This is a genomic window from Microcoleus sp. B3-D2 (assembly GCF_036705345.1).
GTDB lineage: Bacteria > Cyanobacteriota > Cyanobacteriia > Cyanobacteriales > Microcoleaceae > Microcoleus.
The window spans coordinates 167649-183314 of the sequence record NZ_JAUBUG010000001.1; the positions used below are offsets into that span (position 1 = coordinate 167649).

9 protein-coding genes are annotated in these 15666 nt (G+C 48.0%); 8 read left to right on the forward strand and 1 reads right to left on the reverse strand.

All coding sequences use genetic code 11. The features are described 5' to 3' along the window. Positions 1-12 precede the first annotated feature (12 nt). The 3 genes from ygfZ (at position 13) to QUB14_RS00750 (ending at position 2492) form a co-directional block, all read left to right on the forward strand. Positions 13-1092: a CAF17-like 4Fe-4S cluster assembly/insertion protein YgfZ gene (ygfZ, locus tag QUB14_RS00740; protein WP_333213893.1), complete on the forward strand. Its 1080-nt coding sequence runs from the start codon at positions 13-15 to the stop codon at positions 1090-1092. 173 nt (positions 1093-1265) lie between these two features. Then, complete coding sequence (locus QUB14_RS00745) at positions 1266-1643, forward strand: hypothetical protein (RefSeq protein WP_333213644.1); 378 nt, start codon at positions 1266-1268, stop codon at positions 1641-1643. Positions 1644-1742: 99 nt separating this feature from the next. After that, positions 1743-2492 carry a DUF72 domain-containing protein gene (locus tag QUB14_RS00750; protein WP_333213642.1) on the forward strand — a complete coding sequence of 250 codons (750 nt, stop codon included), beginning with the start codon at positions 1743-1745 and terminating at the stop codon, positions 2490-2492. On the opposite strand, the gene QUB14_RS00755 is transcribed toward QUB14_RS00750, so the two are convergent. Next, complete coding sequence (locus QUB14_RS00755; protein WP_333213640.1) at positions 2411-2983, reverse strand: hypothetical protein; 573 nt, start codon at positions 2981-2983, stop codon at positions 2411-2413. The two genes, QUB14_RS00750 and QUB14_RS00755, sit on opposite strands and share 82 nt — an antisense overlap. 1267 nt (positions 2984-4250) lie before the next feature. Here QUB14_RS00755 and QUB14_RS00760 point away from each other — a divergent pair. From QUB14_RS00760 to QUB14_RS00780, 5 genes are all read left to right on the forward strand, one after another. Then, entirely contained in the window at positions 4251-5756 is a 1506-nt protein-coding gene (locus tag QUB14_RS00760) for a mannitol dehydrogenase family protein (protein ID WP_333213638.1), read from the forward strand. After that, positions 5737-6480 (forward strand): HAD family phosphatase, encoded by a 744-nt coding sequence (locus QUB14_RS00765; protein WP_333213636.1) that lies wholly within the window; start codon positions 5737-5739, stop codon positions 6478-6480. Before QUB14_RS00760 ends, QUB14_RS00765 begins: the two co-directional genes overlap by 20 nt. 426 nt (positions 6481-6906) lie before the next feature. Next, complete coding sequence (locus QUB14_RS00770; protein WP_333213634.1) at positions 6907-7884, forward strand: RRXRR domain-containing protein; 978 nt, start codon at positions 6907-6909, stop codon at positions 7882-7884. An 18-nt stretch (positions 7885-7902) separates the two neighbouring features. Continuing rightward, positions 7903-9453 (forward strand): mannitol dehydrogenase family protein, encoded by a 1551-nt coding sequence (locus tag QUB14_RS00775; RefSeq protein ID WP_333213632.1) that lies wholly within the window; start codon positions 7903-7905, stop codon positions 9451-9453. Positions 9454-9712: 259 nt separating this feature from the next. Continuing rightward, positions 9713-15649 (forward strand): PAS domain S-box protein, encoded by a 5937-nt coding sequence (locus QUB14_RS00780; protein ID WP_333213630.1) that lies wholly within the window; start codon positions 9713-9715, stop codon positions 15647-15649. The last annotated feature ends 17 nt before the right edge of the window (positions 15650-15666 follow it).

Genomic DNA, 15666 nt, shown 5'->3' on the forward strand with positions numbered 1-15666 from the left:
CAACAAAATCTTATGATTCAAGAATTGCACGACATTCAAGCAGCGGCTGGTGCTACTTTTGTAGAGTTAACAACCAAAGAAATTGTGCCAGTGAGTTTTGGTAACGACGCAGAAGCGCTCGCGGCAACTAAACAAGGTGTGGCTTTGTACGATCGCACTCACTGGGGACGCATTCAAATCTCAGATAGCGATCGACTGCGGTTCTTGCACAATCAAAGTACCAATAACTTCAATATACTCAAACCAGGTCAAGGTTGCGACACCGTTTTCGTGACTTCCACCGCCCGGACGATCGACCTCGCCACCGCTTACGCGACAGAAGATGCCGTACTGCTGCTAGTTTCAGCCAACCGCCGCCGCCAACTGCTGGAATTGCTCGATCGCTATATTTTCCCAATGGATCGCGTCGAGTTAACAGATTTAACCGATACAACTGTTGCTTTCAGTTTCCTCGGCCCAGAAAGCACTCACCTATTAGAAAAAATCGGAGTTACCGAACTAGAAAATCAACCTTACGCTACTCACAAATTGATAAAAACCCCCCCTCTTTCCCCCCCTTACCAAGGGGGGGATGAAGGGGGGGTTCGAGTTGCGGTTGGTAGCGGTTTAGCAACTCCCGGATACACGTTAATTGCGCCAGCAAGCGATGCAGCCAACTTGTGGAAGGAATTAGTCAAAGCTGGGGCCGTACCGATGGGCGATCGAGTTTGGGAACAACTGCGAATCGAACAAGGACGCCCCGCACCCGATTTTGAACTCACAGACGATTACAACCCCTTAGAAGCCCGCCTTTTACACACGATTACCTATGACAAAGGCTGCTACATCGGTCAAGAAACAATTGCCCGGTTGAACACCTACAAAGGAGTCAAACAGCAACTTTGGGGCGTGCAGTTGAGCGGTGCGGTTGAACCCGGAACAACCGTCACTATCGGAGAGGAAAAAGTCGGCAAACTCACCAGTTTTACGGAAACTGAATCGGGCTTTTTTGGTCTTGCTTACATCCGCACAAAAGCGGGCGGTGAAGGACTGAAAGTGCAAGTCGGATCGGTGTCAGGGGAAGTAGTAAATGTACCTTTCTTGAGTTCCTAGTTGCGATCGATCGCCTGTTGGCGCCGCAGCGCCCAAAACTTTTTTGTTGAGGTTGATTTATGTGAACGTTAACGCAATAAATTGACACGAAGTCCTATCTTTAGATAGATTTGCAAACCAACAACAGCAATTATTGTATATTACAGTCGTCATAGAAAAAACAGAGTTTTTCAATGAAAAAGTTTACATCGCGCTTAGTTACAATTTGCCTGCGAGTAGGAATAATCTTTGCTGTAGGAATAGCGCTGATTTTTAGCTCCGAATTGGAATTGTCGGGCAACAAAATGCAAGCGCTCGCTACATCTTTAACCCCTGAAGCTAAGTCTTACGAAGTTGCCCGTCCCGCTCGGCAGCCAACAAGCGATACAGAGAAGGATGCCACGGGTGTACTTGACAATATCCGAGAAAAGCTGAATCTCGACCAACCGATTGCCCCCAGTACCAAAAGATTTATAGAATCGGTAAAAGATAACGTGGGCGAAGCAGTTACGCCGGCACAGGCAGCAGTAGAAAAAGCTACAGATCTAGGTAGCAGCGATCGATCCAACTAATTCAATCGCATCCAGTTTTCAAATATCATATTCTTAGTCCGCCTGCGCGGACTTTGTTTGTTTAGTAGCGATTTCCAGATCCGAATCATGGAAGGGATAATGAACCCCGATTCGATTGTTCACATCGGCACTTCAGGCTGGAGTTACGACCATTGGGAAGGTGTGCTTTATCCCCACCAGCTACCGCCTCGCTCTAGGCTCGATTGCTATATCCAGCACTATCAAACCGTCGAAGTTAATAGCACCTACTACCGCTGGCCACCAAACACTACCTTTGCTAACTGGCGAGAGCGCCTCCCCCAAGGATTTTTGATGACCGTAAAAGCGCCCCGCGGTCTAACGCACTCCAAGCGTCTTTACTCGCCAGAAAAGTGGTTGGAACGGATGAGTGAGGGACTTGAATGCCTGGGCGATCGACTGGGTATTCTGCTCGTCCAGCTTCCTCCCCAGTTCGCCTGCGATTTGGCCCGCCTAGCCTACTTTCTAGAACAGGTGCCCTCCTGGATCAAAGTAGCTGTGGAATTCCGACACCCAAGCTGGCACACAGAAGAGGTATTTTCGCTGCTAGAACGCGAAGGAGCGGCTTACTGCGTGATGAGCGGGGCCCTCCTCCCCTGTATCCTGCGCGCAACGGGTTCATTCGTCTATGTGCGCCTCCACGGCCCCGACCCCAACAATCTCTACGGCGGCTCCTACTCGGATGATGATTTGCATTGGTGGGCCGATCGCATCCACGAGTGGGAAAGCCAAGGGCGAAGCGTGTTCGTCTACTTCAACAACGACGGAGAGGGAAATGCAGTTCGCAACGCTTCAAAGCTGAAAACTTTTGTGGAGAACGGTACTTCCTGACAAGCGAAAAATGAGAGCGTCCCCATTCTTTTGGGTGCATTCAACAACGCTCCGCACTTCCCTGAAGTTGAATTAGAAATCGGAGGTGGCGTTCGTCTAGGTTGTTGTTTGACGATCGCACTCACCCCGAACCCGCACATCCAACTCAACATCACCCAGCACAAGCCGATCGCCTGCTGCTCAACATTACTGAGCACTCTTGCTTCCATTTCAAACAAACCCCGTAGGGTGCGCTTGACATTGAGAAACACGAAATACTCCGTCAGTTTCTCGATGCGATAATTAAACACTTTGTAGCGGTGTTTGAAGTACAGTTCCCCATTCCCTCGGTGTTCCCACAATCCCAGCAAGTTGATGGCCACCTCTGAGTAATGGACTCTCACATCCCGCTGCACTGCGGCTATCCCTTCCTCAATTAGTCGAGTCGTAATTCCAATTTTAGAGAAGCTCTTGCCGTCAGCTTTTACCTCAAGAAAGTAGAGCAAGTTCACTCTTGATGCGCCTCAATAGTGCGCGGTAAATATTCAAGTCAGCCCGCCGTTCGTCCAAACAAGATAACTCTTCCACGCGGGCAACATCTACGGAGCGATCTAACTTAACTAACAGGGAATTGAAAGCCCCTGCTTGCGATCGCTCGGTCAGGAATCAGGGAGTATTTGGATTCTAGATATCAATGCCCGTCGATTGTATGTGTTTTCGGAGCCAGGGGCAGAGTGTTATGCTAGCCCGCTTGTGTTGGCAGAGTCGGATTTAATCCCACCTTTGGCATTTCCAGATTGTCAGGTGTCTGTGGAGGATTTGCTCAAGAGGAGTGCAGATCCCAGTTGTGAGTGAGGAAACTTTAAAAATTTATGGACACACTGAAACGGCCTTGCAATGCTGTATCAGCCAGCCGCTACAGACAGGACTTTTCAAGGCAAGCGTTGTTTTTTGGACGCTTGCTACACAAACGCCAAACTCTAACTTAACTGGTTGTAACGAAGTATACACTTGATTGTCGTTATAAGTCCCTCTAAAGAATTATTTGTATATTCTCCTGAAGACAGATGATAGCAGCGACCAACGCCAATAATATACAAGGTGTACAGAGCTATTAGGTAATCTAAGGGCATAATTTAAAAGCAGTCTAGCGCCTGATAGGAAAGACATTCGACTTATCCACTTGTCCAAGCTAAACAAAGTGGCAGTATGTGGCGTAGTCTTGTGCCTTACTTCAGGTTAATGACCAATTGAGCTTTGATTCTTAATTAATTAAGTTTACCTGATTTCTTCTTTCTCTGTTCTACCTGTCAGACCCTAATTACCCTGTTGTTATAAGTACCTATAAAGAATTGTTTGTAGATTCTCCTGAAAAAGGAGGAGAGCAGCGACCAAGGGAAATAACATCAAAGTCTACAGAGTTATGGGGGAATCTAAAGCCAGAATAAAAAGCACTCTTTTTGGGCCTTATAGGACATACATTCGGCTTACGCACTTGCCAAAGTTGAACAAAGTTGCAGTAGGTGGCGTAGTCTTGTGCCTTACTTCAGGTTAATGACCAATTGAGCTTTGATTCTTAATTAGGTTTACCTGATTTTTTCTTTCTCTGCTCTATCTGTCACACCCTAACTACCATCTGGTAATACGCTTCTTTGTAGATGGCACAAAGGTTACCCGACATTTTCGCAGTTTAAGACATTTGTGTTGCTTGTAGGTCATTGGGTATACCCAGACTGACAAATTTTCCTTTTACCCGATCACACTTATTTAAGAAGTATCATGGTTAACTTACTCAGACCGCCCAGTGTTTCTTCAAGCTCTCGCTTCAGTACTGTAACTGGTTTGTGGAGGCAACAGTCTCTTTACGACAGGAGGGCGCTGAAGACTGGTATCGTCCATTTCGGGCCAGGTCGTTTTTTTAGGGGTCACCTTGCCTACATAATACATAACTATCTTGCACAGAAGGGTTTCCAAGAGCAGAGATGGGGGATTTGTGGGGTTAGCCTCAAGAGTCAACAGACCATTACTAGGTTGAAACCCCAGAGATTCCTTTACACTTTGACCAAACACTCTAGTTGCGCTCAAAATCGTGAGGAAGCGGAAGTTATAGGTTCTATCAGGGAAATAGTTAATGGTAGAGAGAAGTGCGAGTATGTGCTTGAAAAGATGGCGTCTCCCTCTGTGCATCTGGTGACTCTTACTATTACTCAAGGAGGGTACCATCTAGACAAGAATTTTAATCTCGACACAACGCATGAAGACATCGCGCACGATCTGCGAAATCCTTCCACTCCAACAACTGCAATTGGCTTTATAGTAGAGGCGCTACGCCGACGACGCGATCGCTCAATGACTCCGTTCACCACCCTTTCTTGCGACAACCTCCCAAGAAACGGGGAGATCCTGCGAAAAGCAGTGCTAGCTTACGCTGAAGAGATCGATCCTCAGCTTGCAGAATACATCAGGGATAACGCCACGTTCCCTAATTCGGTTGTAGACAGGATTGTGCCTCAAGAGCAAGAATCCGACTATAACTACCCCAGCAGACTGTTGCAAGTTCGCGATCGCGCACCCATTGTAACGGAACCATTTTGGCAGTTTGTCGTGGAAGACAACTTCACAGGCGATCGACCCAAGTGGGAAGAGACGGGGGTGATTATGACTAGCGACATCACTCCCTTCCTCTATATGAAGTCGAGATTCTTGAATGCAGTACACTCTTTCATAGCCTGTTTAGCTGTAAGAGCAGGTATAGAGTATATGCACGAGGCGATCGCGGTACCGGAATTCCAGTTGTTTACTCGGCTTCTCATGGACGATATCGCAGCAGCAACACCAGTGCCTCGCGAGATGTGCGAACAATATATGGAGCAGGTGTTACTAAGGCTCAGTAACGAGGCTCTTCCCGATACTACTGAGAGAATCTCTTCAGAAACCTGTAGAAAAGTAGGCAAGTATATATTTCCGATACTTCAGGATGCTTATAGCCGAAAGGTCAGCATGAAGCGGATTATACTTCCCGTTGCGGCGTGGCTGCTTGCAGTCAGAGAAGAGGCGTGCGAGTCTGGTCAACCCTATCAGGCCAAGGATACCCAAAGCGCAATTACAGCAATTCAAGAAGGCGCAGTGATTAGCGGGATTCTGGGATTGGAGAATTGCGAACAGACACAGGTCGTAGATAATGAATGCCTCCAAGCTTTGCGAGATCTCCAGACCCACGGACTATTAACTACGCTTAAAAATTACAGTGAGGGAGGTCTTTTAAATGAAAGCGCTTCAGCATGATTTGGTGGTGCTTTTCGATCATGACGGAACTGTCGTTGACAGTGAAACCATAGCACTTAAGAGCGCCTGGAGACTGACAAATGAAGTGGCTCGTGAGTTCCCTGGCGCTCAACACTATGAACTTGAGGACTTTGTTAAAAGCTTCGCCGGGAAACCCTACAGGGAAATACTCAAAAAGATCTACCCAGACTCATTAACCAGTCTTAATGAGCGCGATATTGACAGGCTAGTGGCTGAAGAAGAAAAGAGAGCGATTGAACGGCTTACTGTAGAGGCAAAAGCGACGGTCGGAACGCCGCAAGTGCTGTCTTCCCTGCGCGACGACGGATTTGAATATGCACTTGTAAGTAACAGCAGCTTGCAGCGGCTGAGTGCTTGCCTTACTGCTGCTGCCCTGACCGACTTTTTCCCAAGCGAGCAGGTATTTAGTGCTCACGACTCTCTCCCTGTTCCGCGTCCCAAACCGCTTCCTGACATCTACCTACATGCAGTGAAGTGTCTGGACGCAGAAGTTTCGGGTTGCGTGGCAATTGAAGATTCTGTCAGTGGGGTAAGGGCTGCGGTTGCTGCTGGAATTGGGCAGATTATCGGTTATGTAGGGGGAACTCATATAAGCGAGGATGAACGAAGCAGCCGTGCAGATGGTCTTGTGTCGGCTGGTGCCCACCAAGTTATCGAGCGGATGGACGATCTAATCGGTCTATTATCAGCAACCCCAGTGTAAAAACACGGAGTATCAGGCGATTGCTTGATGCCCTTAGCTCGGTGTGTAAAAAATTAGATTTTGTCAAGAATAGCTCGGGCGACAACTTCATCGGAGCTCGGTCATGCGATCGACTTGCCATGCAGAGCCGCCAAAATTGACTCCACCTTTTTCACCCATCCTGCAATACTCATAATAAGCGGTCATCACAAGGTCATAAATTAAGGTCACTAACCCCACCCTAAAGGGATGGGGCTTGTAAGGAAACCAAGCCATAGGTAGAAAACAAGCGCAAGTAGGACTAGACAACGGTTGAGAAACCAATTTGAACTAACTCTTATGTGGCACTTTCATTGGACGTTACAGGCGCTCTTCCTAACCCGTAACCACTCCGTTAGTCAAAGTCGAAGGAAATTAAACAGTTAGGCTTATCGCCAAACAAACACCATGCAATATGTTCCTGTAGTGGATTTTGAGCAACGTCCTTTAATGCCAACAACACCCGCAAGGGCAGAACGTTGGATTAAATCTGGAAAAGCAACACCATTTTTCCGTAAAGGGATCTTTTGTGTTCGCTTAAACGTTGAACCTTCAAATCGTCATACTCAACCTGTAGCAGTTGGAATCGATCCGGGTTCTAAACGTGAGGGGTACACAGTCAAATCAAAAGCTCATACCTACTTAAATCAGCAGTTTCATGCTGTTGATTGGGTCAAAGAGGCTGAGGAGACAAGTACAAACGCCAGACGTGCAAGGCGCAATCGAAAAACACCTTGTCGCCAACCTCGTAAAAACCGTAAGCGTGGCGGGATTCCTCCAAGCACTAAGGCGCGTTGGCAATTCAAAATCCGAGTAGTCAAAGTTTTTGATACCATCTTTCCTATCTCAGACATTGGAATTGAGAATGTAAAAGCATTGACCAAAAAAGGTTGTCGCAAATGGAACAAGTCATTTTCGCCCTTAGAAGTTGGCAAAAAATGGTGTTATTCCGAGTTGGAAATAATTGCACCTGTCACCCAATTTGATGGCTATACCGAGACCTACTTAACTCGTCAAAAATTAGGTCTAAAAAAATCTAAGGTCAAGTTATCCAATGTTTTTTATGCCCATTGTGTCGATTCTTGGGTGCTAGCTTACCTGTTGGTAGGTGGCGATATATCACCAAAAAATATGGTGGTGATGGAATGTAAGCCCATCCGCATTTATCGCAGACAATTGCACGTTTTTAACCCTGGGAAAAACGGATATCGCCGTCCTTACGGTGGCTCCATGTCACAAGGATTGAAGCGCGGGGGGATTGTCAAGCATCCTAAGTATGGAAAGTGTTACGTAGGTGGCGAAGATTCTAAAAAATCTCGCTGTCTTCCTGCACAGTCTTGGTACAGGAAAACGCCTGTGTCAAAACGCAAAGCCCACAGATTGTAAGTTTCTGGCTTACAACTCATGGCGAACTGTAAAGCCGTCCTAAAAGGACGGGGTTTCAAACCCATTTTTCTGATGAACAGCAATACCAGCACAGGCTCAACAATCAAGCTGAATCAAGCATCCCTGTCTCTTTTACCTGGAAACGTGCGCGTACCCAAGTACGATCGCCATCAAATTACTAATGGAATTGTGCATATTGGGGTGGGTGGATTTCATCGATCGCACCAAGCGCTCTATCTTGATAATTATTTCCATCAGAATCCTGGTAGTGATTGGGGAATTTGTGGTGTTGGATTGCTGGACAATGACTATGACAGGCGTATGCGGGATGCGCTGCTGTCCCAAGATTGTTTGTATACCTTAGTTGAGCGATCGCTAGAAGGAGACCCCGCTCGAATCATTGGCTCAATCACTCGATACCTGTTTGCACCAGACAATCGTCAAGCAGTTATTGAAGCATTAGCAGATCCCAAATGCCGAATTGTTACTCTAACGATCACTGAAAGCGGCTACTACTACATTGAAGGAAGTGGCAATTTTGATGTAAACCATCCGACGATGCAGCACGATTTGCAACATCCTGACCAACCAATTGGAACCTACGGTTTTTTGACAGCCGCACTCGAAAAGCGGCGTAAACAGGGGTTGGCACCGTTTACAGTGTTGTCCTGCGACAATATCCAGGGCAACGGCAACATGGTGCGGAAAATGCTAACAACATTTGCCGAAATGGGCGATCCCGAGTTAGGACGTTGGATTGCTGAACACGTTGCGTTTCCCAACTGCATGGTCGATCGCATTACTCCGCTGACAACCCCAGCAGATATCAAAATGGTGGCCCAACAGTTTGGTATTGATGATGCTTTTCCATGCGTCGCGGAGCCTTTCACCCAGTGGGTAATCGAAGATACCTTTTGTGCAGGCAGACCCGATTGGGAATCCGTTGGCGTACAGATGACTAAGAATGTTCATCCCTATGAAATGATGAAAATTCGGCTGCTCAATGCCAGCCATATGCTGATTGGCTATCTCGGCTCTGTTGCAGGTTATACCTACGTTTATGAAGTCATGGCCGATCCCTTGTTTCAGCAAGCAGTCGCTAACCTCATGGATGAGGTGACACCAACACTCCAACCCGTTCCTGGGATTGATTTAGACGATTATAAAAAAACTTTAATAGAACGGTTTTCCAATCCCAAAATTCGCGATCAGCTTCCGCGCCTTTGCCTGAATGGATCGGCCAAAATTCCTAAGTTTGTTTTGGGATCGCTCCGCGATAAATTACAGCTTGAAGGTGCGATCGATTATCTAAGTTTGACGATTGCTGCTTGGTGTCGATACATCAATAGTCATGATGAACAAGGGCAACCTATTCCCATTGATGACCCATTAGCAGACATCCTGACTCAACGCGCCAGTTTGAGTCAATTAGATCCCAGACCATTACTGGGCCTCACTGAAATTTTTGGAGATTTAGTCGAGTCACCACGTTTCGTTGAGGCTGTTGGTGACCAGTTGCGTAGTTTGCATGAGTTCGGTGCTAAAGGAACGCTAGCCCGATTGTCGTAGGCACCATCCGCATCCGTGAGGAAACTTATTTGACACTGCCACGGCTGCACTACGTTAAAGCCGTGGGATTCTCCCGTCTAGCCCAGCTCTATGTCTACGAGTGCAAAGGGAAATTCAGCAGCCAGTACAGCGCAATATTTATTGAGGTCATTCTTTCCTATCTTCCCTCTCGCCAAAGCATCTATCTTAAGGCGGATTCTTCTGAGCGAGTAACTCAGGTTCAATAGAGAAGACCGTGTATGCCTACGGATGGATATTCATGAAGCGCGACGCCACAGGCAAGTTTGTTAGCAATTGGAACTCGGAGACGAAACAACGAGTGAGCGTATCTCTTACCAATACAGCATGGCGATCGCTCGATAAAGAGGCTAACAGGCGAGGAATTTCTCGCTCTGAAGTCATCGAACGCTTTGCCCGCACTCTTGAGAGCGAAGAGTTGTTCTGTGCCCAAGAAACTGAGGGCAAGGTAGCAACGATTCTTGAAAGCATTACGGATGCTTTTGTCGCCTTCGATCGCGACTGGCGCTACACCTACGTGAATCGGGCGGCGGCGAAAATCCTGCACAAAACGCCCGAAGAGCTAGTGGGAAAGCACGTTTGGAACGAGGTTTTTCCTGAGTTGGTCGGTGGAATTGCCGATCGGGAACTACATCGGGCAGTGATGGAACAGGTTCCTGTTTCCTGGGAAGAATTTGGGGAACCGGTTCAGCGTTGGTTAGAGGCGAATGCCTATCCCTCTGCGGAGGGTGTAGCAGTTTATTTTCGAGATGTGAGCGCTAGCAAGCTTGCGGAGGCAGAACGAGAACGGTTGTTGCACGAGCTGGAAATTGAACGCGCCCGATTTGAAGCCGTTTTGCGACAAATGCCTGCTGGAGTCATGATTGCCGATGCGGCATCCGGTAAATTAGTTCTGGCGAACGAACAAACCAAGCAAATTGTTGGGTATGGCTACGAACAGTTGCTTGCTATTGAGGAATATGCACCCATTATTCCAAGTGAAATCTTTCACTTAGATGGTCAACTCTATTCGCCTCATGAGTATCCATTGGTGCGCTCGCTAAAAACAGGTGAAGTCGTTACCAACGAAGAGATAGAAATTCATCGAAATGATGGTAGCCGCATTTTCATTAACGTCAACTCAGCACCAATTTTAGATAACCAGGGGCAGATTGTTGCAGCCGTTGTTGTCTTCCAAGACGTGAGCGAACGCAAACGTGTAGAGCAAGCCTTACGCGAGAGTGAATGGCAGCTACGAGGTTTATTTGAAGCAAATCTCATTGGCATTATTATTGGCGATTTTCAAGGCAATATTCTGGAAGTCAACGATGCTTGGTTAGCAACTTTAGGCTACACGCGAGAAGAAGTTTTATCGGGAGAGGTAAACTTCCTGGAGATTACTCCACCAGAGTTTCGGCATTTAGACGAGCAAGCAATGGCACAGATGAAACAAGTTGGTCGCCATGCGCCGTTTGAGAAAGAATACATTCGTAAAGATGGTACTCGCGTTCCAGTTTTAATTGGGACTGCCTATTTAGGAGGGCCCAACAATTTAGGTGTAGGCTTCTTAATCGACTTAAGAGAGCGCAAACGCTTGGAATTAGAACTGCGGCAGCGAGAGCAACAGTTCAAAATGGTGGCTGAAAATGCGCCGGATATTATTAGCCGAATTGATGCAGAGTTTCGCCATCTTTATGTCAGCCCTTCTATAGAACTGGCAACAGGTATTCCATCAGAGCAATTTCTCGGCAAGACTAATGCCGAGCTAGGAATTCCAGAAGACAACTATCGCGTTTGGCATGAGAGTTTGCAGCAAGTGTTTGAAACCGGCTCCGAACAGGCGATTGAATTTAAGTTTCCGACTTCTTACGGTATTCGATGGTATCAGTCGCGTATTGTCCCTGAATTTGCTCCCGATGGCTCCGTAGAAACGGTACTGGGGATTACTCGTGATGTGACCGATTACAAACAAGTTGAACAGGCATTACGAGAGAGCGAACAACGCTTGCGATTAGCACTGACAGCGGCTCAGATGTTTGTCTGGGATATGGATTTGCAGAGCAATCGAGTGGTGTGTTCTGCTAATGCTCTAGAAGTTTGGGGTCTTTATGAAGGGACGGGAGAAGAGTTTGTTGCGCTCATTCATCCAGACGATCGACAACAGGTGCTCCAAGCGACGGTAGGGGCATTGGCTGGAGAACAGCCCTACGCACCGGAGTATCGGGTAATTTGTCCAGACGGCGTTGTGCGCTGGCTCAACAGTCAGGGGCAAGTCTATCGGGATGAGACGGGGCAAGGAGTTCGCATGATTGGCGTTTCGGTTGATATTACAGAACGCAAACTGATCGAAGCAGAACGCGATCGCCTTTTAAAACGAGAACAAACTGCCCGACTCGAAGCCGAAACCGAACGCAAGCGGTTGCATGACATCCTGATGCAATTGCCTGCCATGATTGCCATTGTTAAAGGTGCCGATCTTGTGTATGAATTTGCCAATCCAAGCTATCTGCAAGGGACTGGACGCACTCTAGACATCATTGGTCAACCACTGCGGCAGGTTTTCCCGGAGTTAGAGGGACAAATTTACTTTGACGTGCTTGAACAGGTTTATCGAACGGGAGAAACATTTATTCGGGAGGAGTCACCTACTTACTGGGATCGGAACGGCGATGGGGTGTTGGAAGAAGCATTTTTCCACTGCATCTTTGCGGCTTGGCGGGATGCTGAGAGAACCATTCAGGGTGTGTTGATTTACAACATTGAAGTGACAGCCCAGGTGCGGGCAAGGCAACAAATTGAGGAATTACTGGCAGAACTTCAGCACAAGGAGAGACAGCAGCAATTCCTAATCGAATTGAATGATGCGATTCGTGCCATTCAAGACTCCCAGGAAATTATGTGGCAAGTGGTTTGTTCCACAGGGCAACATTTCCAAGTCACTCGCTGTACCTACGGCGAAATTGATTCTACTCAGGAATACGTCATTGTCGATCGCGACTATTGCAATGGTGTCATCAGCGTGGTGGGTAGCCATCACATGGATTCGTTTGGTCGTGAACTCATTGCTGAATTAAAGCAGGGCAAAACTATTGTCGTAGATGATGTCGATCGCGATCCTCGGACTGCTGGATCGGGGGCTGCTACCTTTGACGCAATTCAAACCAAATCTCTCCTGTGTGTTCCCTTAGTGAAAGAAGGGCGATTTGTGGCATTGTTGGTATTGCACCATGCCTCTGTTCGCCACTGGACGGAGGAAGATGTGGTGCTGATGGAGCGAATTGCTCAAAAAACCTGGCTAGCCGTGGAGCGGGAGCGGGCGGAAGAGGAATTGCGAGAAAGTGAAGCTCACCTGCAACTCGCGCTCAAGGTCGGACGCATGGGAACGTGGGACTCGGACATGCAGACCGATGCCTTGCTTTGGTCAGAAGGACACTTTACGGTGCTGGGTTTGCAACCGAATGAGTGCGAACCCAGCTATGAAGTTTGGGCAAGCCGGGTTCATCCCGATGACTTAGCAGAAGCTGAGGCGAAATATCAGCAAGCCATAGCTGACAACAAGGAGTTTCACCATGAATATCGCCTGCGTTGGTTAGATGGCTCCATTCACTGGGTCGAAGCCAGAGGACAGTTTACTTATGATGTTCAGGGAAATCCCAAGCACTCGATTGGTGTCGTCATAAATATCACAGAACGCAAGCAAGCGGAAGAGGCGTTGCGTCAAGCCCTACAAAAGCTCAACTTCCATGTTGAAAACTCTCCAATGGCAGTGGTTGAATGGGATCGAGACTTTCGAGTCATTCGGTGGTCTGTTGGTGCAGAGCGCATTTTGGGCTGGAAAGCCGAAGAAATCCTGGGCAAATCTTTAACCGAGATACCTTTTGTCTTTGAGGAAGACTTGGAAACGGTTGCTGAAGTCTGCCAACGGCTGGTCTATGGTGAAGAACCCCATATTTTTTCATACAACCGCAATTACACCAACGATCGCAACATTGTGCATTGCGAGTGGTATAACTCCAGTCTCAGGGACGAATCGGGACGGATGATTTCGGTGTTATCGCTGGTGCTGGATGTGACAGAGCGCAAGTATGCCGAACAAGAACGAGAACAACTGTTAGAGCGCGAACGTATTTCCCGTTCTCAGGCAGAAGCCGCACAGCGCCAACTGGCAACTATTTTTGACACGTCTCCGGTTGGACTTGCCCTGTTAGATGCCCAGCAGCGATTTATTGCTATTAACGAAGCATTAGCAGAAATTAATGGATTAACCCGCGAGCAACACTTAGGCTATTCAATTCCAGAACTTTTTGGTCAATCCGATCCTCAATTAGTTGAAGTCTTTGATCAGATCTACACCACAGGAAATCCCTTCACTTCACCCAACTTTGCGGTGAATGTTCCCGGACGCAGCGATCGCCGTCCCGGTTACTACAACGTTTACTATCTTCCGACTGTTAACTCAAATGCTCAGGTTGAAGGGGTTTTAGTTTATGTAGTCGATGTGACTGAGCGCGTCAGATTAGAGCTTGCCCAACGCTTTCTCTCTGAGGCAAGTACGGTGCTGGCATCCTCACTCGATTATCAAACGACTCTAGAGCGAGTCGCGCAGCTTACAGTGCCGGAATTAGCGGACTGGTGTACGGTCCACATGATAGAAGAGGATGGTGCGATCGAGCAGATTGCAGTGGCTCACGTTGACCCTGCCAAACTGGAATGGGCACATCAGATTAGAGATAAGTATCCTATGAACCCGGATGACCCTCGCGGTGCTGCATTTACACTGCGAACTGGACAACCTGATTTGGTGCCGGAGATTCCCGATGAACTGTTGGTACAGGCAGCGCGTGACTCAGAGCATTTAGAGATTCTGCGGCAGGTTGGATTCAAATCGGTAATGACGGTGCCACTACGAACTCAGGCACGAATTCTAGGGGTCATTTCCTTTATCTCCGCCGAATCTGGACGACAGTACACCCCGGCAGATTTGCAACAGGCAGAGGAATTGGCTCGTCGTGCTTCCTTGGCGATCGACAATGCTCAGTTGTACCGGGCGGCTCAACGCGATCGCGCCAAAGCAGAAGCCGCTAACCGAATTAAAGATGAATTCTTGGCGGTGTTGTCCCACGAGTTGCGATCGCCCCTCAATCCGATTCTGGGCTGGACAAAATTGCTACGAGGTGGGCGATTAGATGGCACAAAAACGCAGCAAGCGCTGGAAACAATCGAACGCAACGCCAAGCTGCAAGCGCAATTAATTGAGGACTTGTTGGATGTCTCGCGCATTCTGCAAGGAAAAATGACGTTAAACGTTGCTCCTGTGAATCTAGCGGCAATGATTGAGGCTGCCCTAGAAACGGTACGACTGGCAGCCGAAGCCAAACACATTCAAATCCAGACCACATTTAATCCTATTTCAGGAACGGTTTCAGGCGATACCAATCGCCTCCAACAAGTAGTCTGGAACCTGCTTTCCAACGCTGTCAAGTTCACCCCAACCGGAGGACGCATCGAGGTGCAACTAGAGCAGGTTGGTATGTACGCTCAGATTCAAGTCAAAGATACTGGAAAAGGCATCAAACGAGACTTCTTACCCCATGTGTTTGACTACTTCCGTCAAGAAGATGGTACAATAACCCGACAATTCGGCGGATTGGGATTAGGGCTGGCGATCGTCCGTCATTTTACCGAACTGCATGGAGGAACCGTTCAAGCAGACAGCTTAGGACAGAACTTAGGGGCTACATTTACCATCCGGCTACCGATAAACATCGTAGAGCCGGAACCCTCTTCTGATGACAGGCACGCAGAAAGTGCGGCAGACGACTTAGCAGGTGTTCGGGTCTTGGTTGTGGACGACGATGCAGATATGCGGGAGTTGGCAGCATTCACCCTGATGCAATCTGGCGCACAAGTTACGACAGCCGCTTCGGGGGTACAGGCGTTGGCCCTCCTGAATCAATCTGTCCCCGATCTGCTCTTATGTGACATTGGAATGCCAGAGATGGATGGCTATGCCCTGATTCGGCAAATTAGAAAGTGGTCGCCCCAACAGGGAGGCACGGTTCCTGCGATCGCACTTACTGCCTATGCTGGAGAGATCAATCAGCAGCAAGCCTTAGCTGCCGGATTTCAGATCCATGTATCCAAGCCTGTTGAACCTGAGGAATTGGTAAAAGCGATCGCCCGTTTGCTGAGACACTGAATGATTTGAGGATTAGC

Excerpts from the sequence above, each read along its gene's own strand:
- QUB14_RS00760 (WP_333213638.1), top strand. The coding sequence starts at position 4,251 with ATGGTTAACTTACTCAGACCGCCCAGTGTTTCTTCAAGCTCTCGCTTC.
- QUB14_RS00765 (WP_333213636.1), top strand. The coding sequence starts at position 5,737 with ATGAAAGCGCTTCAGCATGATTTGGTGGTGCTTTTCGATCATGACGGA.
- QUB14_RS00780 (WP_333213630.1), top strand. The coding sequence starts at position 9,713 with ATGAAGCGCGACGCCACAGGCAAGTTTGTTAGCAATTGGAACTCGGAG.
- ygfZ (WP_333213893.1), top strand. The coding sequence starts at position 13 with ATGATTCAAGAATTGCACGACATTCAAGCAGCGGCTGGTGCTACTTTT.
- QUB14_RS00750 (WP_333213642.1), top strand. The coding sequence starts at position 1,743 with ATGAACCCCGATTCGATTGTTCACATCGGCACTTCAGGCTGGAGTTAC.
- QUB14_RS00770 (WP_333213634.1), top strand. The coding sequence starts at position 6,907 with ATGCAATATGTTCCTGTAGTGGATTTTGAGCAACGTCCTTTAATGCCA.
- QUB14_RS00775 (WP_333213632.1), top strand. The coding sequence starts at position 7,903 with ATGGCGAACTGTAAAGCCGTCCTAAAAGGACGGGGTTTCAAACCCATT.
- QUB14_RS00745 (WP_333213644.1), top strand. The coding sequence starts at position 1,266 with ATGAAAAAGTTTACATCGCGCTTAGTTACAATTTGCCTGCGAGTAGGA.